Origin of the sequence: Actinokineospora auranticolor (assembly GCF_041897805.1) — a bacterium.
GTDB lineage: Bacteria > Actinomycetota > Actinomycetes > Mycobacteriales > Pseudonocardiaceae > Actinokineospora > Actinokineospora auranticolor.
On sequence record NZ_CP154825.1, the window covers coordinates 6,242,451 to 6,266,560 of the forward strand.

Genomic DNA, 24,110 nt, shown 5'->3' on the forward strand with positions numbered 1-24,110 from the left:
AGACTGCGAGGAGTTGTCCCTCGAGGCCGGATACGACCTGGACGTTCAGTCCGGATCGGCGCCATGTGCCGAAGTGGTCGTCCCGGTGACCCGCGCGGTCGCCGGTGGGGAGCGGGGTGCCGTCGATGCCCCCTACGCGGCCGGTCAGCACGCCGGGAAATAGCGGGACGTGAAGGCATGACGCCTGGCCGATCAGTGGAAGGAACCGGCGGAAGACGCGCGAGACGGTGGATTGACTCACGCCGACGAGGTCAGCCGCGACCGTGTGGCTCATGTTCTGGCGGGCCAATATCAACGATCAAGCCCTGTAGCGGACTGATATCGCAACGGCCCCACCCGCCAGGTCGGATTCCGTGAGAGGAACCCGACCTTACCGGCTGGGGCCGTTCCCCTTTTCGGGGGAGATCAACTTTTGAATAGCCCTCTGGGGCATGTGGACAACTCGTGATCAAGCGAGGATTCGCGGGTGGGCAGGCGTCAGGTTTGGTGGAGGGCGGTGGCCAGCGCGGTGGTGAGTCGGCGTGGGGCGGTGGGGTCGGTGGGGGTGTCCAGGAGGGTTTGGACCAGGGCGGAGGCGACGATGACGCCGTCGGCGAAGGTGGCGGCCTGGGCGGCTTGGGCCGGGGTCGAGATGCCGATGCCGACGCAGATCGGGAGGTCCGTGCCGCGGCGGAGGCGCTCGACGAGGGTGGCCGCCGAGGTGCTGAGGGTGGGGCGGGCGCCGGTGACGCCCATCAGGGCCGAGGCGTAGACGAAGCCGGTGGTCGCGGCCGTCACCTCACGCAGGCGGGCGTCTGTGTTGCTGGGGGCGACAACGAACACCGTGGCCAGGTGGTGGGCGGTCGCGTGTTCTCGCCAATGGGCGGACTCCTGGACGGGCAGGTCCGGGAGGATGCACCCCGCGCCGCCCGCTTCGGCCAGTTCGGCGCAGAAGCGGGCCACGCCGTAGCGGTCGATGGGGTTCCAATAGGACATCACCAGCACGGGTTTGCCGGTGGCCGCATGGGTTTCCCGGACGGTGTGGAGGACGTCGGCGATTCGGGTGCCGTCGCGGAGGGCCTGGTCGACGGCGGTTTGGATCACCGGGCCGTCGAGGATCGGGTCGCTGTGGGGTAGGCCGACTTCGATGATGTCGGCGCCGCTGTCGAGGATCGCGCGCAGAGCGGTGACGCCGCCGTCGACCGTGGGGAAGCCTGCGGGGAGGCCGCCGATCAGGGCGGCGCGGCCCTCGGCGCGGGTCTTGGCGAGGGTGGCGGTGAGCAGGTCGAGGTTGCCGGTCATGCGGTGGCTCCGGAGAAGTAGCGGGTGGCGGTGTCCATGTCCTTGTCACCCCGGCCGGACAGGCTGACCAGCAGCAGGCCGTCAGGTCCCAGTTCGGCGCCGACCTCCAAGGCACCGGCGAGGGCGTGCGCGCTCTCGATCGCGGGGATGATGCCCTCGGTGACGGCCAACAACCGGAACGCGCGCATGGCGGCGGTGTCGGTGACGGGGCGGTACTCGGCGCGGCCGGTGGTGTGCAGGTGGGCGTGCTCCGGGCCGATGCCCGGGTAGTCCAGGCCCGCCGAGATGGAGTGGGCCTCGGTGATCTGGCCCTCGTCGTCTTGTAGGACATAGGAACGGGAGCCGTGCAGGATGCCTGGTTCGCCCGCAGATAGGGACGCGGCGTGCTTGTCGGTGGTGAGGCCGTGACCGGCGGCCTCGCAGCCGATCAGGCGGGCGGTCGTGTCGAGGAAGGGGTGGAACAGGCCGATCGCGTTGGAGCCGCCACCGACGCAGGCGATGATGGCGTCCGGTTGGCGGCCGGTGCGGTCGAGGAGTTGGGTGCGGGCCTCGACGCCGATGACGCGTTGGAAGTCGCGGATCATGGCGGGGAACGGGTGCGGGCCCGCGACGGTGCCGAAGACGTAGTGCGTGGTCTCGACGTTGGCCACCCAGTCGCGGAAGGTCTCGTTGATGGCGTCCTTGAGGGTGCGGGAACCGGACTTGACCGGGATGACCGTGGCGCCGAGCAGTTCCATGCGCGCGACGTTGAGGGCTTGGCGGGCCATGTCGACCTCGCCCATGTAGACCACGCACTCCAGGCCCATCAGGGCGGCGGCGGTCGCGGTCGCCACGCCGTGCGAGCCCGCGCCGGTCTCGGCGATGACCCGCGACTTGCCCATCCGCTTGGTCAGCAGCACCTGGCCCAGCACGTTGCTGATCTTGTGGGAGCCGGTGTGGTTGAGGTCCTCGCGCTTGAGGAAGACCCGCGCGCCGCCCGCGCGCTCGGCGAAGCGGGGTACCTCGGTGAGCGCGGTCGGGCGGCCCGCGTAGTGCGCGAGCAGGTGCTCGAACTCCGTGGTGAACGCGGGGTCCACCTTGGCCCGTTCGTACTCGGCGGCGACCTCGTCCACGGCGGCGGTGAGCGCCTCCGGGATGAACTTGCCGCCGAATTCGCCGAAATAGCCGTCGGCGGTCGGACCGTGTTTCGCGGCGGGGAAGAATGAATGGTCGAACATTTTTCGGCATGCTCCAACCCCGGAGCGGTCGGCTCCGGTCGCACGGTCGATGGTGATCGAAAGCGCGCGAGAATGCCGAAAGAAAGGGGCGAACTACCCCTGGGAGACGACGCCCGGCGCGCGGGACAGCCGCCATCGCATGCCGTTGACCTGCCCCGCCTCGGCGCCGATCACGTACCGGACCCGACGCCCCCGCACCAGGCGCGCGGGCGCGCGGCAGCCGCGGGGGCGGCAGCCGGGAGCGAGGCGCGTGGCGATGGACACGGAGTGGAGCTTATCCGAATCCACCGCCACGGCACAACGAGAAATCAGCGCAAATCCATTCCGAGGTCCAGCGCGGGCGAGGAATGCGTGAGACCGCCCACGGCCAGGTAATCGACACCGGTCTCCGCATAGGTCCGGGCGACGTCCAGCGTCAAACCGCCGGACGCCTCCAAACGCGTCCCGGAACCGGTCGCGCGGCGGACGGCTTCCGCGCAGTCGGCGACGGTGAAGTTGTCCAGCAGCACCAGTTCGGCCTCGGCGGCCAACGCCTCGTCCAACTGGTCGAGGGTGTCGACCTCCACCTCGCACTCCAACGCCGGTGCCAGGGCGCGGGCCGCCTTCAGCGCGGCCGTCACGGAACCGGCGGCGACGACGTGGTTGTCCTTGATCAGCACCGCGTCGCCGAGACCGAGGCGGTGGTTCACGCCGCCGCCGCACCGGACCGCGTACTTCTCCAGCAACCGCAGGCCGGGCAACGTTTTCCGGGAGTCCCGGACCGCCGCGCCCGTGCCCTCGACCGCGGAAACCCAAGCCGCGGTGGCTGTCGCCACGCCGGACAGGTGGCAGAGGAAGTTCAGGGCCGTGCGCTCGGCCGTCAGCAGCGCTCGGGTGTTCCCGCGCACCACCAACACCGGCTGTCCCACGACCGCCGCGCCCGCGTCGTCCACAGAGGACAAAACCGTCAGGTCCGGCACGACTTCCGTGAACACCGCCAAGGCGACCGGCACGCCGGACACCACACCGGCGCGCCGGGGGGTCAGCTCCGCCACCGCCACCGCGTCTTCCGGGACGGTCGCGTCGGTGGTCGCGTCGGGTCCGTACCGCAGGTCTTCCGCCAGCGCGGTGGCGACCGCGCGGGCCATGTCCTCCCGGTCGATCACGCCGCACCCCGCAGGGCGGTCAGGGCGCCGAGCACCGGCTGACCCGACGGCGTGAGCCGGACCCACTGGCTCCGCGCCCACGCCGCGTCCTTCTCCGGGAAGTCCGTGCGCACATGACAACCACGGCTCTCCTCGCGCGCCGACGCCGCGGCGATCAACGCCCGGCTCACCAGCGTCAGCGCCGCGTCCTCGACCAGCTCCCGCGACGCCAGCACCCGGTCCACAGCGGACACGTCGAGCACCGAGCCGACCACCGCCAGCCCCTCGGCCTCCCGGCCGATCGCCGCGTACCGGCTCATCACGCGCTGCACCGAGTCCCGCTCCGCGACCGGCGCCACCGGCAGCGAGGTCACCACGGCCGACCGGGGATCGGCCAGCCGACCCGCCGCCAGGTCCGCCGCGACGGCTTCCGCCGCCCGCGTCCCCACGACCAGCCCCTCCAGCAAGCTGTTGGACGCCAACCGGTTCGCCCCGTGCAGCCCCGTGCTCGCGACCTCCCCGGCCGCGTACAGCCCGGCCACCGGCGTCCGACCGTCCACATCGGACACGACGCCGCCGCACGCGAAGTGCGCGGCGGGCGCCACCGGGATCGGCTCCACCACCGGGTCCACGCCCGCCGCCAGGCAGGCCGCGTACACCGTCGGGAACCGGGTCCGGAAGGTCGCGGCGTCCAGGTGGGTCGCGTCGAGGAGCACGTGGTCGTCGATCCCCCCGCGCCCCAGGGCCATGTGCCGGGTGATCGCGGCGGACACCACGTCGCGCGGCGCCAGGTCCGCCAGCGGGTGCACACCCGCCATGACCCGCGCACCGGTCGCGTCGACCAGCACCGCACCCTCGCCGCGCACCGCCTCGGTCACCAGCGGGCACCGCCCGCGCGCGCCCTGGCCGGTGTAGAGCACCGTCGGGTGGAACTGGACGAACTCGACGTCGGCCACCGGCGCCCCGGCCCGCAGCGCGAGCGCGAGCCCGTCGCCGGTCGCGACCTCCGGGTTCGACGTCGCCTGGTACAGCTGCCCCAGCCCGCCCGTGGCCAGCAGCACGGCGGACGCGGTCAGCACGCCCGGCACGCCGTCCGGGTCCAGCACGTGCAGCCCGGCCACCGCGCCCAGCGGCGTCTTCAGCGCCTGCACGGCGACGTGGTTCTCCAGCACCGGCACCCGGCCGTCGCGGGTGGCGGCGAGCAGCGCCCGCTCGACCTCCGCGCCGGTCGCGTCGCCGCCCGCGTGCACCACGCGGAACGCCGTGTGGCCCCCCTCGCGGGTGCGCGCCAAGCCGCCCGACGCGCCCCGGTCGAACTCGGCGCCCAGCTCGCGCAGCCGGGTCACGGCGGCGGGGCCGTCGGCGATGATCGCGCGGACCGCGTCCTCGTCGCACAGCCCGGCGCCCGCGACCAGGGTGTCGGCGATGTGCCGGTCGACCGAATCGCCCTCGTCGTGCTCACCCGGCAGCACCACGGCCACGCCGCCCTGCGCCCACCGGGTGTTGCCGTCCTCGGCGGCGGCCTTGGTCACGACCAGCACCCGCAGGCCCAGCGCGTGCGCCCGCAGCGCCGCCGTCAGCCCGGCCACCCCGGTGCCGACGACCAGCAGGTCCGCCCGCGCCTCCCAGCGCGGGATCGGTGTCGCGGCGGTCATTCCCCACCGCCGGGCTGGCCGATCTCGATCATCCGCTGCACCGCGCCCCGGGCCCGCGCGGCGGTCTCCGGGTCCACGTGCACCTCGTCGCGGTTCTCCCGCAGCGACCGCAGCAGCGCCGCCGGGGTGATCATCTTCATGTACCGGCACGACGCCCGGTCGTTCACCGCGCTGAACTCGACGTCCGGCGCGGCCTTGCGCAGCTGGTGGATCATGCCGATCTCGGTGGCCACCAGCACCTGCTTGGCCTTGGTCGCGCGGGCCTGGGTGACCATGTCGCCGGTCGAGAGGATCTTCACCCGCTCCTGCGCCACGATGCCCTCCCCCGCGAGGTAGAGCGCCGAGGTGGCGCAGCCGCACTCGGGGTGGATGAACAGGTCGGCGTCGGGGTTCGCGGCGGCGCGCTCGGCCAGCTCGGGGCCGTTGATGCCTGCGTGCACGTGGCACTCGCCCGCCCAGATGTGCAGGTTCTCGCGGCCGGTCTCGCGCTTGACGTGCGCGCCGAGGAACTGGTCCGGCAGGAACAGCACCTCGCGGTCGGCCGGGATCGAGGCCACCACGTCGACGGCGTTGGACGACGTGCAGCAGATGTCGGTCTCCGCCTTCACCTCGGCGGTGGTGTTGACGTAGGACACCACGACGGCGCCGGGGTGCTCGGCCTTCCACGCCCGAAGCTGCGCGCCGGTGATCGAGTCGGCGAGGGAGCAGCCCGCTCGCGCGTCCGGGATCAGCACGGTCTTCTCCGGGCTCAGGATCTTCGCCGTCTCGGCCATGAAGTGCACGCCGCAGAAGATGATCGTCGACGCGTCGCTGGACGCGGCGATCCGGCTCAGCGCGAGCGAGTCACCGGTGTGGTGGGCGATGTCCTGGATCTCCGGGAGCTGGTAGTTGTGCGCCAAGAGCACCGCGTCGCGCTCCTCGGCGAGCGCGCGCACCTCGTCCCGCCACGCGGCGTTCGCCTCCACCCCGGTGAACGGGGTCAGGTCGATCGTTTCCGCGGTCATGGGTCGTCCTCCTCGTTTGTCCGATTTCCGATCCGGAGGTTTTCGCCTTAGGATCGAAAACATGACCGATGCTACCACCGGGACACCACCGCTCGTCCACGAAGTACTGGCCGCGGTGCTGCAAGTGCGGCAGGGATCACTGCGGGTGCTGCTGTGGGAGCGCGCGTTGGAACCGCACGCGCACCGCTGGTCACTGCCCGGCGGGCGGCTGCGCGCGGACGAGGACGTGGAGGCCTCGATCCGCCGCCAGCTGGCCGAGAAGGTCGACGTCCGGCAGGTCGCGCACGTCGAGCAGCTCGCGGTGTTCAGCGCCCCGGACCGGGTGCCCGGTCCCCGCGTGGTGGCCACCGCCTTCCTCAGCCTGGTGCCGTCGCACCTGGACCCGGCGCTGCCGCCGGACACCGAGTGGCACGAGGTCTCGGCCATGCCGGAGACCGCGTTCGACCACGGCGCGATCGTCTTACGGGCACGTAATCGGCTGCGCGCCAAGCTGTCTTACACAAACATCGGCTTCGCCCTCGCGCCCCCGGTGTTCACCGTCTCGGCGCTGCGGTCGCTGTACTCGGCCGCGCTGGGCTACCGGGTCTCGGCCACCAACCTGCAGCGCGTGCTGTCCCGGCGGGGGCTGCTGGAGCCGACCGGGGAGACCGAGCGGCCCGGTCGGTCGGGCGGACGGCCCGCGGCGCTGTTCCGGTTCCTGGAGGCCACGATGGCCGTCACGGACCCGTTCGCGGTGCTCAAGCCGCCCAGCCCGCGCGGAACGGGGACCTGAGCCCGGCGGATCGGGCAGCGGGTGTCGGCGCTTCGTCGTAGCGTTGTCGCGTGGCCGATTCGCTTCCGCTGTTCCCGCTACGGGCGGTGCTGCTCCCCGGGGCGAACCTGCCGTTGCACGTCTTCGAACCGCGCTACCGCCAGCTGACCGTCGACCTGATGACGGGCGCGCTGCCCGAGCGCCGGTTCGGGGTGGTCGCGCTGCGGCCATCGATGGACCACGAGGTGACCGACGTGTCCCAGCTGTGCGCCATCGGCTGCTCGGCGGAGCTGCGCGAGGCCAAGCGGCTGCCGGACGGGCGCTTCGACATCGTCACCACCGGTGAGCGCCGCTTCCGGCTGCTGGACGTCGACGCGACCGCCGCGCCGTACCTGATGGGCACGGTCGAGTGGGTGCCCGACGCCGAGCAGCCGACGGTGGCCGCCGACTCGGTGTCGATGCTGGCCGAGGCCGCGCGCGCGGCCCACCGGCGCTACTGCACGGCCGCCTGGCAGACCGAGGACTGGAGCGAGCCCGAGGCCGACATGGCCCTGTGCGAGCTGGCCCACGCCCTGGCCGCGGACTGCCTGCTGAGCCTGGAGGACCGCCAGCGGCTGCTGGAGGAGACCCGTCCCCTGCACCGGCTGCGCCTGGTCGGCGAACTGCTCAACCGGGAGGCCGGGATCCTGTCGGCGCTGCACGCGGTCCCGGCGCCGCCCTCGGAGTTCAGCACCCCCATCAGCATGAACTGAGATGGTTCCGCCTTCCCGCCACCCGGTCGGGTGGCGGGACGGACTAGCCCAGGCGGCGGCCGAGGTCGTCGCGGCCGTTCCAGGCAGCGGCAAGGCCGTAGGCGATGGCCGTGCCCAGGGGCCAGGCGATGAGACCCCAGGCGGATTCCAGGCGGGGGGCGAGGTCGAGGACGTCGCCGAGCTTGGGGGCGTCCGGGAGCGGGAAGCGGGACCCCGCCCAGGACAGACCGACCTGGTAGGCCAGCCAGGCGGCGACGGCCGAACCCACGACGGCGGCGACGAAGACCACCGGGCCGCGGCGTTCGCGCAGCAGCCAGACGGCGGCGCCGGTGACGATGCCCGCGCCGAGACCGAGCAGCATGAACAGCACGAGGTCGTCGAAGCGGTGGTAGCTCTCGGTGCGGATGGCGGCGAGCTTGCCCTCGTCCACCACCTGCACCAGCATCCCCGGCGCGAGGGCGGACCACAGCCAGCCGACGGCCAGGCCGAACACCGAGACGGCGGACAGCACGCTGACGGCCGGGATGAGGTCGCGCCGCACCGCGACCCGCGCGGGCCGGTGCGACCACGCCCACGGGTCGACCGCGCCCGGGTAGGCGGGGAGGTCGGGCACGTCGTGGTGCCGCCCCCACGCGGTCTGCGCACCCGGAGTGCCCTGGTCGGCGGGGGCGTGCTCGTGGTCCGCGGCGGTTCCTTGAGCGCCGTCGCTGGTGTCCTGCGACCGCACCGGGTGTTCCGCCACGCCGTGACCTCCGCCTGCCAGACCTGTCCGTTGGTGTCGGACCGTCACGGCCCGCTCCCGCGAGACTAGCCCGTGTGCCGGAGCTTCGTGCTCGCGGCCACAGCGGCTCGGCAACCGCGGGCACGCCAGGTCGGGAACGATGCCGGGCGGGGACGTGGGGGTGGGTGGCGGGAGGAAATGAACAGGGCCTACTCCGTCAGCGCCGGCGTGCCCGCGCTGGTCGTCTCGCCGTGCCTGCTGCACCGGGCAGACCACCCGACCGGGGTCACCTGCACGACCATGCGCCGGGCGCAGTCCGGGCAGAAGCGCGGCGGCTCCAGGGCCGCGCGCGGGCCGCGGCAGCCGGGGTGGTCGCCCTCGGCCTCGGGCAGGCCGCAATGCACGCAGAACACCCGAACTCCTTTACAGCGTGTCGCTGAGCGCCTTGATCGGCATCTTCAGGTCGGCGAGCATGTCGAGGTCCTGCTGCGCGGGGCGGCCCAGGTTGGTCAGGTAGTTGCCGACGATGATCGCGTTGACCCCGCCGAGCATGCCCTTCTCGGCGCCCAGGTCGCCCAGGGTCAGCTCGCGGCCGCCCGCGAACCGCAGCATGGTGCGCGGCATGGCGAGGCGGAACGCGGCGACCAGCTTCAGCGCCTCGCGGCCCGGTACCGGCTCGTACTGCTCGTACGGGGTGCCCGGCTGCGGGATGAGGAAGTTCATCGGCACCTCGTGCGGGTCCAGCTCGGCGAGCTGGACGGCGAACTCGGCGCGCTGCTCGGTGGTCTCCCCCATGCCGAGGATGCCGCCGGAGCAGACCTCCATGCCCGCCTCGCGCACCATCCGCAGGGTGTCCCAGCGCTCCTCCCAGGAGTGCGTGGTCACCACCTGCGGGAAGTGCGAGCGGGCCGTTTCGAGGTTGTGGTTGTAGCGGTGCACGCCCATCGCGACCAGCTCGTCGACCTGCTCCTGGGTGAGCATGCCCAGCGAGCAGGCGATCTGGATGTCGTTGCCGGAGTCGCGGATGGCCTTGATGCCGTCGCGGACCTGGGAGAGCAGCCGGGCGTCGGGGCCGCGCACGGCGGCGACGATGCAGAACTCGGTGGCGCCGGTGGCCGCGGTCTGGCGGGCGGCCTCGACCAGGCCCGGGATGTCCAGCCACGCGGAGCGCACGGGGCTGGGGAACCGGCCGGACTGGGAGCAGAAGTGGCAGTCCTCGGGGCAGCCGCCGGTCTTGAGGCTGACGATGCCCTCGACCTCGACCTCGGGACCGCACCAGCGCACCCGCACCTCGTGCGCGAGGGCGAGCAGGTCGTCGAGGCGGTCGTCGTCGAGCCGCAGCACGTCGAGCACCTGCGCCTCGGTGAGGCCGACACCGCGGTCGAGCACCTGCTCGCGCGCGACCGCGAGCACATCGGTGGTCGTGGCTCGCTCGGCGGCTGCGGTCACGATCGTTCCTCCTGCTGGTCGTGTGGTGCTCGATGCCCGGGGTCACCGGATCGGGGTCAGTCTGCCGTATGAGCAGCGCGCCGATCAGCGACGAATCTCACGCTCGGGGGTCAGGCGGGGTGGGCGTCGGCGAAGTCCTTGGCGTCGAAGTCGCCGCCGAGGGCGGGGGCCAGGGAGCGGCGGGCGACCTCGGTGAACTCGGCGCGGGGTAAGCCGCCCGCGCCGTCGGGGAAGGCGCCGACCACGGGGGCGCCGCCGACCACGGGCAGGTCGTCGAGGTTGCAGCGGGCGGCCAGGTCGGGCTCGGCGGGCCAGGCGCCGACGACCAGCCCGGCGCAGGTGACGCCGCGCCTGCGCAGCGCCTCGGCGGTGAGGGCGACGTCGTTGAGCGTGCCCAGACCCGCGCGGGCGACGACGACGACCTCGGCGTTGAGCGCCCAGGCGACGTCGGCGAGGGTGCCGCCGTCGGGGTCGAAGCGGACCAGCAGGCCGCCCGCGCCCTCGACGAGCACCAGGTCGTGGGTGTGGTCGAGCTCGACGGCCGCGCCCGCCACCTCGCTGGGTCGCACCGGCGGCATCCCGATCCGGCGCGCGGCGGTGTCGGGGGCCAGCGGGTCGGGGAAGCGGCGCAGCTCGCGCGCGGTCACCCCGCCCGCGAGCCGGGTGACGTCGGCCAGGTCACCGGGTTCCCCGGCGGCGACGCCGGTCTGGGCGGGTTTGAGCACCGCCACCCGCAGTCCCCTGGCCAGGGCGAGCGCGGCGATCCCGGCGGTGACGACGGTCTTGCCGACGCCGGTGCCGGTCCCGGTGATCACGAGGACACTCACGGTGCACCAGGCTAGCTCCCCCGGTGACCGACGATCCCATGACCACCGGTCAGCCCGCGGCGGCCGCGGCCAGCACCCCCCGGGTGATCGCCGCGACGTCGGCTTCGGCGCTGGTGAACGGGGGCATGGTGTAGACGAGGTCGCGGAAGGGGCGCAGCCAGACGCCCGCCGCGGTCGCGGCGTCGGTCGCCTTCACCAGGTCGACGGGGTGGTCGAGCTGGACGACGCCGATCGCGCCGAGCACCCGCACGTCGCGGACACCGGGCAGGTCGCGGGCGGGGGCGAGGCCGTGGGTCAGCTCGGACTCGATGCGCTTGACCGTGCCCCGCCAGTCCTGGCCGAGGAGCAGGTCGGTGGAGGCGAGGGCGACGGCGGCGGCGAGCGGGTTGCCCATGAAGGTGGGGCCGTGCGCGAGGACGGGGACCTCGCCCCGGGAGATGCCGTCGGCGACGGCTGCGGTGCAGAGGGTGGCGGCCATGCTGAGGTAGCCGCCGGTGAGGGCCTTGCCGAGGCACATGATGTCGGGGGCGATGCCCGCGTGGTCGGCGGCGAAGAGCTCGCCGGTGCGGCCGAAGCCGGTGGCGATCTCGTCGAAGATCAGCAGGACGTTGTTGGCGAGGGTGAGCTCGCGCAGGACGTGCAGGTAGCGCGGGTCGTGGAAGCGCATCCCACCCGCGCCCTGGACGACGGGTTCGACGATGACGGCGGCGAGGTCGTCGGCGTGGGCCTCGATGGTGTCGGCGAGGTGGGCGACGTAGTCGTGTTCGAAGGCGGCAGGGGGTTCGTCGGCGAAGACCTGGGTGGGCAGGACGCCGCGCCAGAGGCCGTGCATGCCGCCGTCGGGGTCGCAGACGCTCATGGGGTGGAAGGTGTCGCCGTGGTAGCCGCCGCGCCAGGTGAGGAGGCGGGTCTTGCGGGTGTTGCCTCGGGAACGCCAGTACTGCAGGGCCATCTTGACCGCGACCTCGACGCCGACGGAGCCGGAGTCGCAGAGGAAGACGTGCCGCAGCGGTTCGGGGGTGATCTCGACGAGCCTCGTTGCCAGGCGTACGGCGGGTTCGTGGGTGAGGCCGCCGAACATGACGTGGCTCATCTTGTCGGCCTGGGCCTTGAGGGCCGCGTCGAGCACCGGGTGGCGGTAGCCGTGGATGGCGGCCCACCAGGAGGACATGCCGTCGACCAGTTCCCGGCCGTCGTCGAGTCGCAACCGGACACCTTCGGCCGACTCGACGACGAGCGGCGTCTGCGTGCCGGGCATGGGTCCGTAGGGGTGCCACACGTGCGCGCGATCAAGCGCAACCAACGTCACCGACCCAGGCTAACCCCGGCGATCTCCTTGCGGCGGGCCACCAACCTGGCGATCTCGCGGCCGTGGTCGGTCGGCAGGATCCACTCCCCCGGCGGGACCGTGATGCGCACGGCGGGCCCGGGCGTGACCGTGACGCGCAACTCCCCGACCCCGGGCACGGGCAACGTCGCGCGCCGGGCGACCATGACCTGCTCGACGGTGCCGACCCCGCTGAGCGCGACCATGGGGCGGACCAGGCGGAAGCGGCCCCCGGTGAGCGTGATCCGGTCGTGGGCGACGAGGAGTTCGAGCCCCTTCGCGCCCCGGGCCTGCCAGGGCACCTCGAGCGGTGAGTCGGCGAGTTCGGGGGTGTACGGGTCGAGGACGTGCGCGCGGGCCTTGGCGGCCAGGGTCCAGCCGAGGACGGCGAGGAGGGCGGTCGGGGCGAGCCAGGGGGTGAGGGCGGTGAGGTAGGCGCCGTTGAGGAGGCCGAGGAGCGCGCCCGCGTGCGGCCAGCGGTGGGGGCGGTAGCGGCGGGAGCGGAAGTAGAGGACGCCCGCCGCGGCCAGGAGAGCGGGCACGGCAAGCCCCACGAGCGGCGCTTCGAGGATCGGTGTGAGCGCGAGGCCGAGGGCGGGACCAGCGAAAACGACCAACGCCAACCGGGGCCGCACCCGCCGAAGCCGGGCAGCCACCACCGCGCCTACGTCACCACCACGCCCCCGCACAGCGACCTACGCTACCCAACCAACCCCCAAACACCCGGCATTACCCACCCACCGCGCGCCCCCGTTCCACACACGAACCGACGACCCGCCACCTAGGCTTGACCCGATGCGGGGAGGACAACATGTTCGCGAGTGAACCGGGCGGCATGGTGGAAGGCGTAGCGATGCTGCGCTCAGCCGCCACCGACGGCGGCTTCGCCGTCAACGAGACCGGCGGCCAAGCGTTGCTGACGGCGATCCAGAACATGCTCGACTGGATCGACGGCCAGCAGTACAACTTCCAACTCCTGTCGCGGGAGCCGCAGCTGGGTAGCACCAACGCGGCTGCCATCATGAAGCCGTTCATGGTGTCGGTGGCGACAGATGAACGCGGGTTCGTGACCCAGGTCATGGCGCTGCGCGATTCCCTGGAGGAAGCGAAAGCAGCCATCAAGGACGCCATGAAGAACTACCACAGTGCGGACGCTGCGGAAGCCGGCCACTACCCCGGACAGTGAACAGGACACACGAGTTGAAGTCTCGCAATCCGCGGCTCGCTCTGGCGGCCGCCGCCATCGCCGCCGCCACGATCGCTTCGGCATGCTCAACCGGTACCCAAGGTGTGGCTGTACCGGCGCCTGGGCACGAGTCGGCCAACACCACGACAGAACCGCGGTCGACAACGAAGCAGCCGCCCAAGACGTCGGTGTCCAACAGCGGCGGTCTGGCAAAGCTCGACCCGTGTGACGCCCTCACACCAGCCGGGAAGTCACAGCTCGGCCTCACCGGCGAGGGAGTGCCTGACGACCTCGGCTCGGGGCGCTCCTGCGTCTGGAAGCAACGGGTGCAGGAAGACCTGTACCACTACGGGATAACCCTGTACGACAAGTCCGGGCTCAAGGACCTTCCCGACGACCTGAACAAGCGGGAACTGCCACCGATCAACGGCCGTGAAGCGGTTCAGATACCGAGCCTGGTGGGTGGTAGCTGTTCGGTCAACGTCGCCGTGACGGAGAAGTCCAATGCCATGGCACTCGTCGTCGCGGGAGCGAACCGCGCCAAAGCGTGCGAGTTGGCTCTATCGCTGGCCGAGGCCTTCGAGCCCCAACTCCCGTAGCCCGCTGACGCGCGTCCGCTCGACCAGGGCCGAGCCTGCTCCCAAGGCCAATGCGCGCGAGGTCCCTTGGTCGACGCGAAGTCGATGGAGTCGCGACCTGATGGGGAACAAGCGCCATGTGCTCAGCGCAGGCGTACGGGGAGGCTGGTCAGGCCGCGCATGAGGTTGCTTTCTCGCCAGGTCAGGTTGGACTGGGGGGCGGCCAAGCGCAGGTTGGGGAATCTGGCCAGGAGGGCGGCGATGGCGACTTCTCCCTCCAGCTTCGCCAGCGGTGCTCCCACGCAGTAGTGGATCCCGTGACCGAACGCCATGTGGCCGGGCTGTTTGCGGGTGATGTCGAGGCGTTCCGGGGAGGGGAATTGGGCGGGGTCGTGGTTGGCCGAGGAGAGGCCTATGACCACGAACTCGTCTTTTGGGATTTCCGTGTCGCCCAGGGTTATCGGTTCTTTGGTGAAGCGCATGGTGGCCAGGGTGACGGGACCCTCGTAGCGCAGGAACTCGTCGACCGCGTCCGAGATGAGGGTGGGGTCGGTGCGGAGGAGGGCCAGCTGGTCCGGGTTGCCGAGCAGGGACAGCACGCCGTTGCCGATGAGGTTGACGGTTGTCTCGTGGCCCGCCAGCAGGAGCAGGAACGTCATCGAGATCAGTTCCGTCTCGCTGAGCCGGTCGCCGTCCTCGGACGCCTGGATCAGCGCCGTCAGCAGGTCGTCGGCGGGGGCCGCGCGCTTGATCGCCAGGAGGTTGGTGAGGTACCCCCACATGGCGGCCGCGGCGGCGTTGATCTCCTCGCCCGACGCGGGGGAGATCACGACCTTGGTCCACTCCCGGAACGACTCGCGGTCGTCGGCGGGGACGCCGAGGAGTTCCGAGATCACCGTCATGGGGAGTGGGAACGCGAAGGCGTCCAGGAGGTCCACCTCGTCCTGGTCCGCCATCTTGTCCAGCAGGTCCGCGGCGATGGCCTCGACCCGGGGGCGCAGGCCGGTGATGCCGCGGACGGTGAACGCCTTGGTGACCAGCTTGCGCAGTCGCGTGTGGTCTGGGGGGTCGGAGTTGAGCATGTGGGCGGCCAGTTCGGCGCCGCGCTCCACTGGGCCGCGCGGCTGTTCGCGGTGCCGGTCGAACAAGGGGGCGACGACGCGGTAGTCCTTGCTCAGCCGTGGGTCGGCCAGGGCGGCTCGGGCTTCCGCGTACCGGGTCACCAGCCACGCGCGCACGCCCTGGGGCAGCACCACGCGCCGTACCGGGCCGTCTTCGCGCAGTTCGGCGAAGACCTCGTACGGGTGCTGGAAGAACCGCTCGTCCCGCAGCCGCACCAGGTCGTCCTGTACGGACATGACTCCCCCTCGGGTAGTTGGCTATGCCAACTACCTTACCCGGTTCGCGCGACCACGCGGAGTGACCGGACTCAGGACAGGCAGCCCGGGCCCAGCAGGGCCTTGAGGTCACCCATCAGCGACGGCGACGGGTTGACCCGCAGCGCGTCGTCGAGCCGCAGCAGGGTCTGCCGGGGCCCGTTGATCAGCTTGAGGTGCACCTCGGTGGTCCCCGGGTGCGCCCCCAGCACGTCCTTGAGCTGCGCGACCAGCGGCGGCGTGCACTTCGTGGCCGCCATGCTCAGCCGGAACGGCGCGCCCGCCGCGTTGGACAGGTCCGGCACCGCGAGGTCGTTGGCGATCAGCGACGTGCGGTCCTCCCGCTTCGCCACCCGCGCCTTGACCAGCACGATCGCGTCCTCCAGGACGCCCATGCCGATCACCGCGTAGGTCTTGGGGAAGAACAGCACCTCGATGCCGCCTGCCAGGTCCTCCAGCTGCGCCGACGCCCACGACTCGCCGTTGCGGTTCACCCGGCGGTTGACCGACGCGAGGATGCCGCCGAGGGTGACCTGGGCGCCGTCGCCGATGCCGCCCTCCAGGATCGCCGCGATCGTGGTGTCCGACTGCGCGGTGAGGATGTGCTCCACGCCGTTGAGCGGGTGCCCGGACACGTAGAGGCCCAGCATCTCCCGCTCCAGCGCGAGCTGGTGCTTGGTCTCCCACAGGTCGTCGGGCACGCGCACGTCGAACACGCTGGAGACGTCGGCCGCGTCGTCCGAACTGCCGGAGCCGAACAGGTCGAACTGCCCGATCGCCTCCGCCTTCTTGGTCTCCATGATCGCGTCGATGGCGTCGGTGTGGATGAGGAACAGGCCCTTGCGCGGGTGCTTGAGCGAGTCGAATGCCCCCGCCTTGATCAGGGATTCCACGACCTTCTTGTTGCACGCCGACGCGTCGACCTTGCGCAGGAAGTCGGAGAAGTCGGCGAAGTCGCCCTTCTCCACGCGGGACTTGATGATCGAGTCGACCACGTTCGCGCCGACGTTGCGGATCGCGCCGAGGCCGAAGCGGATGTCCTGGCCGACCGGGGCGAACTCCTTCTCGGACTCGTTGACGTCCGGCGGGAGCACCGTGATGCCCATCTTGCGGCACTCGGACAGGTAGACCGCGGCCTTGTCCTTGTCGTCGCGGACACTGGTGAGCAGACCGGCCATGTACTCGGCGGGGTAGTTCGCCTTGAGGTACGCGGTCCAGTAGGACACCAGCCCGTACGCGGCCGAGTGCGCCTTGTTGAACGCGTAGTCGGCGAACGGGACCAGGATGTCCCACAGGGTCTTGACGGCGTCCTTGGGGTAGCCGTTGCGCTCCATGCCCGCCGCGAAGTTGACGTACTCCGCGTCCAGCACTTCCTTCTTCTTCTTGCCCATGGCCCGGCGCAGCAGGTCCGCTTGGCCGAGCGTGTAGCCCGCCAGCTTCTGCGCGATCGCCATGACCTGCTCCTGGTAGACGATCAGGCCGTAGGTCGTGCCGAGGATGTCCTCCAGCGCCTCGGCCAGCGCCGGGTGGATCGGCGTGATGTCCTGCTGCTTGTTCTTGCGCAGCGCGTAGTTCGTGTGCGACTTGGCGCCCATCGGGCCCGGCCGGTAGAGGGCGCCGACCGCGGAGATGTCCTCGAAGTTGTCGGGGCGCATGAGGCGCAGCAGGTCGCGCATGGGGCCGCCGTCGAGCTGGAACACCCCGAGCGTGTCGCCGCGCGAGAGCAGCTCGTAGGTGGCCTTGTCGTCGAGCCCCAGGGTCTCCAGGTCCGGCACCGGTTTGCCGTTGCGCTCGATGTTGCGCAGCGCGTCGTCGATGACCGTGAGGTTGCGCAGCCCCAGGAAGTCCATCTTCAGCAGGCCCAGCGACTCGCAGGTCGGGTAGTCGAACTGGGTGATGATCGAGCCGTCCTGCGGCCGCTTCCACAGCGGGATGGTGTCCATCAGCGGCTCGGCGGAGAGGATGACCGCGCAGGCGTGCACGCCCGCGTTGCGGATCAGGCCCTCCAGCCCGCGGCCGGTGTCGATGATCTCCTTGACCTGCGGGTCCGAGTTGTACAGCTCGCGGATCTCGGTGGCCTCCGCGTAGCGCTTGTGCTGCGGGTCGAACAGGCCGTTGAGCGGGATGTCCTTGGCCATGACCGCGGGCGGGTACGCCTTGGAGATCCGGTCGGCGATGGCGTAGCCGGGCTGGCCGAACAGCACCCGGGCGGAGTCCTTGATCGCCGCCTTGGCCTTGATCGTGCCGAAGGTGATCACCTGGGCGACCTTGTCCGCGCCCCACTTCTCGGTGGTGTAGCGGATGACGTCGCCGCGGCGGCGCTCGTCGAAGTCGATGTCGATGTCGGGGGGGCTGACCCGGTCCGGGTTGAGGAACCGCTCGAAGATCAGCCCGTGGGCCAGCGGGTCGAGGTCGGTGATGCCCATCGCGTAGGCGATGAGCGCGCCCGCGGCCGAGCCGCGGCCGGGGCCCACCCGGATACCGTTGTTCTTCGCCCACTGGATCAGGTCGGCGACCACCAGGAAGTAGGCCGGGAAGCCCATCTGCAGGATGACGCCGATCTCGAACTCGACCTGCTGGGTGTGCACCTCGTCCACACCGCCGGGGAAGCGCCGCCGCATGCCCTCCCAGACCTGCTCGCGGAAGTACTCGTCCTCGGTCTTGCCGTCGGGGATCGGGAAGCGCGGCATCAGGTTGCGGAACTCGAACATCCCCGCCGTGTCGACCTTCTCGGCGATCAGCAGGGTGTTGCGGCAGCCCTCCTGCCACGGGTCGGAGGCGTCGACCGCGCGCATCTCGTCGGGGGACTTGAGGTAGTAGCCGTCGCCGTCGAACTTGAACCGGGTCGGGTCCTGCAGGGTCTTGCCGGTCTGCACGCACAGCAGCGCGTCGTGCGACTCGCGCTCGTCCTTGAAGGTGTAGTGCGAGTCGTTGGTGACCACGAACGGGATGTCCAGCTTGCGGGCGACGTCGACCAGCCCGCCGCGGACCCGGCTCTCGATCTCGATGCCGTGGTCCATCAGCTCGACGTAGAAGTGGTCCTTGCCGTAGATCTCCTGCCAGACCGCGGCGGCCTCCAGCGCCTCCTGGTCCTGGCCGAGGCGCAGCCGGGTCTGCACGTCCCCCGACGGGCAGCCGGTGGTGGCCATCAGGCCCTCGGCGTGCTCGGCGATCAGCTCCTGGTCCATCCGCGGCCACTTGCCGAGCTGGCCCTCCATGGAGGCCAGGCTGGACAGCTTCATCAGGTTGCGCAGGCCGGTCTCGTTGCGCGCCCAGATCGTCTGGTGGGTGTACGCGCCGGAGCCGGAGATGTCGTCGCTCTTCTGGCCCGGGTCGCCCCAGCGCACGCGCTCCTTGCTGAACCGGGACGCGGGCGCGATGTAGGCCTCGATGCCCAGGACGGGCTTGATGCCCGCGCCCTTGGCCTGGCGGAAGAAGTCGTAGATGCCGTTGGTGTGGCCGTGGTCGGTGATCGCCACGGACGTCATGCCGAGCCGCTCGCACTCGGCGAACATGTCCTTGAGCTTCGCCGCTCCGTCGAGCATCGAGTACTCGGTGTGCACGTGGAGGTGAGCGAAGGAGTCAGCCACGACGACACCCTAGCGACCCCGGCCGTTCAGGTCCGGCAGCGGGTGCGCGACGCGCCGGGTGTCATGCTGCGGTGGCGGATGTCTTGGCATTACAGGGAAAACGCCGAAACCGCGAGATTATAACCCCAGTCGCGGACCGAGGAGGACGATGAGATTCCGGCCGGTGTCACCGGACGTGTTGGCCGATGAGCTGACCGCGACCGTCGACGCGCGCGACCGCGCCGGGTGGACCCGGGTGCTGCTCGACGGGGCGCCGCCGAGCGGGGTCGGGGCGCTGGCCGACGCGGTCGGCGAGCGGCTGCGGGTGCTGGGGCGGCCGGTGGTCCGGGTGTCGGCGGCGGACTACCTGCGGCCCGCGTCGCTGCGGTTCGAGCGCGGCCGGGCGGACCCGGACGCGCGGTACGAGCTGTGGCTGGACGAGGGGGCGCTGCGCCGGGAGGCGCTGGACCCGCTCGGGCCGGGCGGGTCGGGGAAGGTGCTGACCACGTACTGGGACGCGGCGGCGGACCGGGCGAGCCGGGCGGACTACACCGCGGTCGGCGCGGGCGGGGTGCTGCTGGTCGACGGGGAGCTGCTGCTGGGCCGGGGGCTGCCGCACGAGCTGTCGGCGCACCTGTGGCTCTCGGCGCCCGCGCTGGCCCGGCGGCTGCCCGTCGGGGAGCACTGGGCGCTGCCCGCGTTCGCCAGGTACGACGCCGAGGTGCGCCCATTGCACTCGGCGGACACCGGCGTCCGGGTCGACGACCCGAGGCACCCGGCGGTGCTCGACGACACCCCGGTGTGACCAGCCGATCACCGACCGCTCAAGATCGCCAACCGTGACCCGCGGCGAACCCGGCTTCCGGGGCGGGGGCGGGGGCGACCGGGTACCGTCCGTGGTCGTGACGGATCCGGTGGATGCCCGCCTGCTCGGTGTGGTGGCCGACATGGGCAGGGCCGCGGTGCACGAGATCGCCGCGCGGTTGGGCATGGACCCCCGCGAGGTGGCCTCGCGCCTGGTCGCGCTCTCCGGCTCCGGCCTGCCCCTGCTCGTCGGCGTGGAGTGCGACCCGAACGGTTTGCGGGCGGCGCTGGCGCGGATGGCGCCGCAGCCGTACTACCAGCAGCAGCAACCGCAGCAGGGGTACCCGCCCTACCAGCCGCCGCAGCAGGTGCAGCAGGTGCAGCAGGTGCAGCAGCCGATCCCGCAGTACGTGCCGCCGCCCAACTACGCGCACCACAGCGGCCCGGTGCGCACGGGCCCGCCGAGCACCCCGTTCCCGGCGCCGGTCGGTCCGCCGAGCATGCCGACCCCGGTGCAGGCGGGTCCGCCGAGCCAGCCGGTCCCGGTGTCCGAGCCGATCAACACCTGGGGCCCGCCGCAGTCGTCGAGCTGGGCGCGCGGCGACCAGCAGTCCCCCCTGGCCGGGTCGATGGACCGGACCCAGCCCGCGGCCCAGCGCCAGGGCCGCGTCGGCGCGACCCTGGAGACCAACGGCCTGGAGGGCGAGCGGTTGGCCATCCAGCTGGTGGAGGTCGTGGACCCGGCGGACTACCTGTTCACGGCGGCGGGCTACCGGTTGCAGCCGGGTGAGCGGTCGATCGTGGTGCACACGGAACTGACGAACCGCGGCGCGGTGCCGTTCTCGACGCTGCCGGACCTGTACCTGGTCCTGGCGACCCCCGCGGGGGAGACGATCTCGAAGGCCCCGGTGTCGCTGTCGTCGCGGCCGCCGCACCGGATCGGCGTGCAGCCCGGGGAGACCGCGGGTGGGCACACGGTTTACGTGGTGCCGGAGAACGTGCAGATCACGTCGGTGCGGTGGAGCCCGCGACCGGACGAGGAAGCCCTGACGCTGACCTGGACCGTCGAGAACTGACGGATTGGTAACGCACCGCCCCGGCTCGCCCGACTCACTACCCCATCTGCCCCGAGCAGTCTAAGATCACCGTGCTGGGTCAACAGGTTCTGCGCTGCCCTCCTCACTCGAAGGGATCGCCCGGCGCAGCCGAGTTAGAGCCCGTCGACCTCATTTGGGAGCACCCACGGCACCATTGATTGGTGCCGATAACTGAACAAGGTGGTTTCGCTACGGCTGGGCAGACTCGGACCGGCTCTACTCGGCGGAGCTGTGCCTTGAGTTGGTCCTACACGGTGCTCATCGTGGTCCTAGCCGTACTCGCGACTGCCCTGTTGCTGGTTCGCGCCGCGCGGTCGAGGGATGTCACAAGTATGAAGCTCACCGCGCGAGCCGGGCGGTTGCTCGAACTGTCCGTGGAGTTGAAGCGCTCCGAAGGTGAATCGGACTCCGACTCCACGGACGTCGAGGAGAAACCGTGATCAGTAGTCCGCTTCCAGCACACCCAACGCCGAGGCGAGGTCCGGCGGGTATTCGCTCGTGAACTCGACCCACGTCCCGTCCGCCGGGTGGTGGAAGCCGAGGGTCCGGGCGTGCAGCCACTGGCGGCTCAGGCCGAGGCGCTTGGCCAGGGCCGGGTCGGCGCCATACGTGAGGTCTCCTACGCAGGGGTGCCGCAGGGCCGAGAAGTGGACGCGGATCTGGTGGGTGCGGCCGGTTTCCAGCTTCACGTCCAGCAGCGACGCCGCGCGGAAGGCCTCGATGGTTTCGTAGTGGGTGATGCTGGGTTTTCCGCCTGCCACCACGGCCCACCGGTAGTCGTGGCGGGGGTGGCGGTCGATCGGCGCGTCGATCGTCCCGACGCTCGGGTCGGGGTGGCCTTGGACGAGGGCGTGGTAGCGCTTCTCGACCGTGCGCTCCTTGAAGGCGCGCTTGAGGACCGTGTAGGCGTGTTCGCTCTTGGCCACCACCATCACGCCCGTGGTGCCGACGTCCAGTCGGTGGACCACGCCTTGGCGTTCGGCGGCGCCCGAGGTGGAGACGCGGATGCCCGCGGCCGCCAAGCCGCCGATGACGGTGGTGCCGCTCCAGCCGGGGCTGGGGTGGGCCGCGACGCCGACCGGCTTGTCGACCACGACGACGTCGTCGTCCTCGTGCAGGATCTCCATGCCCTCCACGCGGATCGCGCGGACCTCGACCGGGCGCTCCGGCTCGGGCAGGGTCACCTCCAGCCAGGAGCCCGCCAGCAGCCGGTCGGACTTGCCCGCCGGGCGGCCGTCGACCAGCACGCCGCCGGTCTCGGTGATCGCGGCGACGACCGTGCGGGACAGGCCGAGCAGCTTGGACAGGCCGGCGTCGACGCGCATGCCGTCGAGGCCGTCGGGGACGGGGAGGGTGCGGGACTCGCTCACGAAGCGCCCTTCTCCTTCGCGCGGCGGGTGACGGTGCCGTCGTAGTCGCGGCCGAGCAGCGCCATCAGGACGATCAGCGCGCCACCCACCGAGATGCCCGCGTCGGCGACGTTGAAAACCGGGAACACGTCCGCGTTCGGCGCGAACGGCGAGATGAAGTCGACCACGTGGCCGTGCAGCACGCCGGGGGCGCGGAACAACCGGTCGGTCAGGTTGCCCAGCGCGCCCGCCAGCACCAGGCCCAGGCCCAGCGCCCAGCCGGTCGACCGGAGCTTGGGCACGATCCAGATGATGGCGACCACGACGGCGGCGGCGACCAGGGTGAACACCCAGGTCATGCCGGTGCCCATGCCCCAGGCCGCACCCGGGTTGCGGATCAGCTGCAGGTACACCAGCCCGCCGAGCACCCGGATCGGCGCCTCGCCCTCCAACGTGGCCACCACGATGATCTTGGTGACCAGGTCCAGCGCGTAGACCACCAGCGCCGCGACCAGCAGCACCAGGCGACGTCGCGGCAGCGCGGCCTTCTGCTCGCCGGGGGTGTCCACGGCGCCCTCGGACGGGACGTCGCCGCCGCTGTCGTGTTCGGTGCTCACCGAGCCATTGTCCACGGTCGGCGCGCCCGCCCGGACCTCAGGCCAGGAACGGCGGCAGCGGACGGGTGTCCTCGACCGGCGCCCACCGCCCGTCGACGACCGCGTACGCCACACCCGGACCGTCGGCGACCAGCGTGCGCAGCGCCGCGACCACCCGGTCGACGTGCTCGGCCGTGGTCCCCAGCCCGATGCTGACCCGCACCGCGCGCTGCTCCCCCGCGCCGACGCGGCCCAGCAGGCGTCGGGTCGCGATGTGCGCGCAGAAGGCGCCGTCGCGCACGCCGATCCCGTACTCGGCCGACAGCACCGCCGCGACCAGCCCCGACTCGATCCCGTCGACGGTGAAGCTGACCACCCCGACGCGGTCGCCGTCCTCCTCGAACAGGCTCAGCGCCCGCAGCCCCGGCACGCTCGCCAGCCCGGCGCGCAGCCTGCGGAACAGCGCGCGCTCGTGCAGCACGACGGCGTCCCAGTTGGCCGACAGCGTCTCGCAGGCGACCGCGAGCGCGTGCGCGCCGACCACGTTCGGGGACCCGGCCTCGTGCCGCTCGGGCACCGCGGACCAGGCCACGCCCAGCCGGTCGCCGTGGTCGACGACCTGCGCGGTGGCGCCGCCGCCGACCAGGTACGCCTCGGCGGCCTGCAGCCAGTCGGCGCGGCCGATCAGCGCGCCGCCGCCGAAGGGGGCGTAGAGCTTGTGGCCGGACACCGCGACGTAGTCCACGCCCAGCTCGCCGATGCGCACGGGCCGGTGCGGCGCGAGCTGCGCGGCGTCGAGCACGACCCGGGCGCCGTACCGGTGCGCGACCTCAGCCAGCGCGGCGACCGGCCACAGCTCACCGGTCACGTTCGAGGCACCGGTCAGCACGACCAGCCGGGGACCCTCCGGGCACCGGCGCAGCGCGGCTTCGAGGGCGGGCACGGTCTCGGCCGCGGTGGCGGGCGCCTCGACGCGGCGCACGTTCGGGCCGCGCCACGGCAGCAGCGCCGCGTGGTGCTCGGTGTCGAACAGCACGACCGAGGTGCCCTTGGGCACCGCGCGGGCGAGCAGGTTGAGGCTGTCGGTGGTGTTGCGGGTGAAGACGACGGTGTCGGTGCGGCGGGCCCCGACGAAGCGGCGCAGGACGTCGCGGGCCTGCTCGTAGACCTTGGTGCTGACCTGGGAGGCGAACCCGGCGCCGCGGTGCACGCTGGCGTACCAGGGCAGCAGCTCGTCCACGGCGTCGCGCACGGTGTCGAGGCAGGGCGCGCTGGCCGCGTGGTCGAGGTTGGCGTAGCCGACGCGGGTACCGTCGACCAGCGGGACGAGCAGGCGGGCACCGGCCACGGTCGGCACCTCGGGCAGCGGCAGCGGGGCGGCCTCGGCGCGGGCGGTGGGCACGGCGGACACGGCGAGCGTCACGGGACGGACCTTCCAGGTCATGGG

23 protein-coding genes are annotated in these 24,110 nt (G+C 71.8%); 6 read left to right on the top strand and 17 right to left on the bottom strand.

Annotated elements, in window-relative coordinates; genetic code table 11:
* Window positions 1–477: 477 nt before the first annotated feature.
* The 6 genes from trpA to nadA form a co-directional block, all read right to left on the bottom strand.
* Window positions 478–1,281: a tryptophan synthase subunit alpha gene (gene trpA, locus V5P93_RS27140; protein WP_104479666.1), complete on the bottom strand. Its 804-nt coding sequence runs from the start codon at window positions 1,279–1,281 to the stop codon at window positions 478–480.
* Window positions 1,278–2,498, bottom strand: a complete 1,221-nt coding sequence (gene trpB, locus V5P93_RS27145) for a tryptophan synthase subunit beta (protein ID WP_104479665.1) — start codon at window positions 2,496–2,498, stop codon at window positions 1,278–1,280. Before trpB ends, trpA begins: the two co-directional genes overlap by 4 nt.
* A gap of 93 nt (window positions 2,499–2,591) precedes the next feature.
* A complete protein-coding gene (trpM, locus tag V5P93_RS27150) occupies window positions 2,592–2,762 on the bottom strand; it encodes a tryptophan biosynthesis modulator TrpM (RefSeq protein ID WP_181043528.1) in 171 nt (56 codons plus the stop codon).
* A gap of 44 nt (window positions 2,763–2,806) precedes the next feature.
* Window positions 2,807–3,625 carry a carboxylating nicotinate-nucleotide diphosphorylase gene (nadC, locus tag V5P93_RS27155; RefSeq protein WP_104479777.1) on the bottom strand — a complete coding sequence of 273 codons (819 nt, stop codon included), beginning with the start codon at window positions 3,623–3,625 and terminating at the stop codon, window positions 2,807–2,809.
* Between the two features lie 14 nt (window positions 3,626–3,639).
* Window positions 3,640–5,277 carry an L-aspartate oxidase gene (locus V5P93_RS27160; protein ID WP_104479663.1) on the bottom strand — a complete coding sequence of 546 codons (1,638 nt, stop codon included), beginning with the start codon at window positions 5,275–5,277 and terminating at the stop codon, window positions 3,640–3,642.
* The gene (gene nadA, locus V5P93_RS27165) at window positions 5,274–6,281 is read right to left on the bottom strand and encodes a quinolinate synthase NadA (protein WP_104479662.1); all 1,008 of its coding nucleotides are present in this window, start codon (window positions 6,279–6,281) and stop codon (window positions 5,274–5,276) included. The genes V5P93_RS27160 and nadA overlap by 4 nt, the downstream gene beginning before the upstream one ends.
* A 61-nt stretch (window positions 6,282–6,342) precedes the next feature.
* On the opposite strand from nadA, the gene V5P93_RS27170 reads away from it, so the two are divergent.
* Together V5P93_RS27170 and V5P93_RS27175 are read left to right on the top strand one after the other, a co-directional pair.
* Window positions 6,343–7,053, top strand: coding sequence for an NUDIX domain-containing protein (locus tag V5P93_RS27170; protein WP_104479661.1), 711 nt, complete (start codon window positions 6,343–6,345; stop codon window positions 7,051–7,053).
* Between the two features lie 50 nt (window positions 7,054–7,103).
* Window positions 7,104–7,784 carry an LON peptidase substrate-binding domain-containing protein gene (locus tag V5P93_RS27175; RefSeq protein ID WP_104479660.1) on the top strand — a complete coding sequence of 227 codons (681 nt, stop codon included), beginning with the start codon at window positions 7,104–7,106 and terminating at the stop codon, window positions 7,782–7,784.
* A 43-nt stretch (window positions 7,785–7,827) separates the two neighbouring features.
* On the opposite strand, the gene V5P93_RS27180 is transcribed toward V5P93_RS27175, so the two are convergent.
* The 6 genes from V5P93_RS27180 to V5P93_RS27205 form a co-directional block, all read right to left on the bottom strand.
* Entirely contained in the window at window positions 7,828–8,526 is a 699-nt protein-coding gene (locus V5P93_RS27180; RefSeq protein WP_245931322.1) for a DUF2567 domain-containing protein, read from the bottom strand.
* 188 nt (window positions 8,527–8,714) lie between these two features.
* Window positions 8,715–8,918: a hypothetical protein gene (locus V5P93_RS27185; RefSeq protein WP_104479659.1), complete on the bottom strand. Its 204-nt coding sequence runs from the start codon at window positions 8,916–8,918 to the stop codon at window positions 8,715–8,717.
* 10 nt (window positions 8,919–8,928) lie between these two features.
* Window positions 8,929–9,954 carry a biotin synthase BioB gene (bioB, locus tag V5P93_RS27190; protein ID WP_104479658.1) on the bottom strand — a complete coding sequence of 342 codons (1,026 nt, stop codon included), beginning with the start codon at window positions 9,952–9,954 and terminating at the stop codon, window positions 8,929–8,931.
* A 110-nt stretch (window positions 9,955–10,064) separates the two neighbouring features.
* A complete protein-coding gene (gene bioD, locus V5P93_RS27195; RefSeq protein WP_104479657.1) occupies window positions 10,065–10,781 on the bottom strand; it encodes a dethiobiotin synthase in 717 nt (238 codons plus the stop codon).
* Between the two features lie 49 nt (window positions 10,782–10,830).
* Entirely contained in the window at window positions 10,831–12,090 is a 1,260-nt protein-coding gene (locus tag V5P93_RS27200) for an adenosylmethionine--8-amino-7-oxononanoate transaminase (RefSeq protein WP_281261663.1), read from the bottom strand.
* Window positions 12,087–12,650 (bottom strand): hypothetical protein, encoded by a 564-nt coding sequence (locus tag V5P93_RS27205; protein WP_146108046.1) that lies wholly within the window; start codon window positions 12,648–12,650, stop codon window positions 12,087–12,089. Before V5P93_RS27205 ends, V5P93_RS27200 begins: the two co-directional genes overlap by 4 nt.
* 269 nt (window positions 12,651–12,919) lie before the next feature.
* On the opposite strand from V5P93_RS27205, the gene V5P93_RS27210 reads away from it, so the two are divergent.
* The gene (locus tag V5P93_RS27210; protein WP_245931321.1) at window positions 12,920–13,294 is read left to right on the top strand and encodes a hypothetical protein; all 375 of its coding nucleotides are present in this window, start codon (window positions 12,920–12,922) and stop codon (window positions 13,292–13,294) included.
* 14 nt (window positions 13,295–13,308) lie between these two features.
* Window positions 13,309–13,893, top strand: a complete 585-nt coding sequence (locus V5P93_RS27215; RefSeq protein ID WP_245931320.1) for a DUF3558 domain-containing protein — start codon at window positions 13,309–13,311, stop codon at window positions 13,891–13,893.
* A gap of 122 nt (window positions 13,894–14,015) precedes the next feature.
* Here the strand turns inward: V5P93_RS27215 and V5P93_RS27220 are convergent, their stop codons facing one another.
* Window positions 14,016–15,230, bottom strand: coding sequence for a cytochrome P450 (locus tag V5P93_RS27220; RefSeq protein ID WP_104479654.1), 1,215 nt, complete (start codon window positions 15,228–15,230; stop codon window positions 14,016–14,018).
* 71 nt (window positions 15,231–15,301) lie between these two features.
* Window positions 15,302–18,838: a DNA polymerase III subunit alpha gene (gene dnaE / locus V5P93_RS27225; RefSeq protein WP_104479653.1), complete on the bottom strand. Its 3,537-nt coding sequence runs from the start codon at window positions 18,836–18,838 to the stop codon at window positions 15,302–15,304.
* 148 nt (window positions 18,839–18,986) lie between these two features.
* Here dnaE and V5P93_RS27230 point away from each other — a divergent pair, with 148 nt between their 5' ends.
* Together V5P93_RS27230 and V5P93_RS27235 are read left to right on the top strand one after the other, a co-directional pair.
* Complete coding sequence (locus V5P93_RS27230; RefSeq protein ID WP_104479652.1) at window positions 18,987–19,622, top strand: uridine kinase; 636 nt, start codon at window positions 18,987–18,989, stop codon at window positions 19,620–19,622.
* 91 nt (window positions 19,623–19,713) lie between these two features.
* On the top strand, window positions 19,714–20,697 hold the full coding sequence (locus tag V5P93_RS27235) for an AsnC family protein (RefSeq protein WP_104479773.1): 984 nt from the start codon (window positions 19,714–19,716) through the stop codon (window positions 20,695–20,697).
* A 461-nt stretch (window positions 20,698–21,158) separates the two neighbouring features.
* Here V5P93_RS27235 and V5P93_RS27240 read toward each other — a convergent pair whose 3' ends face one another.
* The 3 genes from V5P93_RS27240 to V5P93_RS27250 are packed head-to-tail and all read right to left on the bottom strand — an operon-like array spanning window position 21,159 to window position 24,107.
* Window positions 21,159–22,043, bottom strand: a complete 885-nt coding sequence (locus tag V5P93_RS27240) for an RluA family pseudouridine synthase (RefSeq protein WP_104479771.1) — start codon at window positions 22,041–22,043, stop codon at window positions 21,159–21,161.
* 41 nt (window positions 22,044–22,084) lie between these two features.
* A complete protein-coding gene (gene lspA / locus V5P93_RS27245) occupies window positions 22,085–22,684 on the bottom strand; it encodes a signal peptidase II (RefSeq protein WP_181043527.1) in 600 nt (199 codons plus the stop codon).
* A gap of 37 nt (window positions 22,685–22,721) precedes the next feature.
* Window positions 22,722–24,107: an aminotransferase class V-fold PLP-dependent enzyme gene (locus V5P93_RS27250; RefSeq protein WP_104479651.1), complete on the bottom strand. Its 1,386-nt coding sequence runs from the start codon at window positions 24,105–24,107 to the stop codon at window positions 22,722–22,724.
* Between the last annotated feature and the right edge of the window lie 3 nt (window positions 24,108–24,110).

Excerpts from the sequence above, each read along its gene's own strand:
- V5P93_RS27240 (WP_104479771.1), bottom strand. The coding sequence starts at position 22,043 with ATGCGCGTCGACGCCGGCCTGTCCAAGCTGCTCGGCCTGTCCCGCACG.
- nadA (WP_104479662.1), bottom strand. The coding sequence starts at position 6,281 with ATGACCGCGGAAACGATCGACCTGACCCCGTTCACCGGGGTGGAGGCG.
- trpB (WP_104479665.1), bottom strand. The coding sequence starts at position 2,498 with ATGTTCGACCATTCATTCTTCCCCGCCGCGAAACACGGTCCGACCGCC.
- V5P93_RS27210 (WP_245931321.1), top strand. The coding sequence starts at position 12,920 with ATGTTCGCGAGTGAACCGGGCGGCATGGTGGAAGGCGTAGCGATGCTG.
- V5P93_RS27230 (WP_104479652.1), top strand. The coding sequence starts at position 18,987 with ATGAGATTCCGGCCGGTGTCACCGGACGTGTTGGCCGATGAGCTGACC.
- V5P93_RS27170 (WP_104479661.1), top strand. The coding sequence starts at position 6,343 with ATGACCGATGCTACCACCGGGACACCACCGCTCGTCCACGAAGTACTG.
- V5P93_RS27220 (WP_104479654.1), bottom strand. The coding sequence starts at position 15,230 with ATGTCCGTACAGGACGACCTGGTGCGGCTGCGGGACGAGCGGTTCTTC.
- nadC (WP_104479777.1), bottom strand. The coding sequence starts at position 3,625 with ATGGCCCGCGCGGTCGCCACCGCGCTGGCGGAAGACCTGCGGTACGGA.
- V5P93_RS27160 (WP_104479663.1), bottom strand. The coding sequence starts at position 5,277 with ATGACCGCCGCGACACCGATCCCGCGCTGGGAGGCGCGGGCGGACCTG.
- V5P93_RS27250 (WP_104479651.1), bottom strand. The coding sequence starts at position 24,107 with ATGACCTGGAAGGTCCGTCCCGTGACGCTCGCCGTGTCCGCCGTGCCC.
- trpA (WP_104479666.1), bottom strand. The coding sequence starts at position 1,281 with ATGACCGGCAACCTCGACCTGCTCACCGCCACCCTCGCCAAGACCCGC.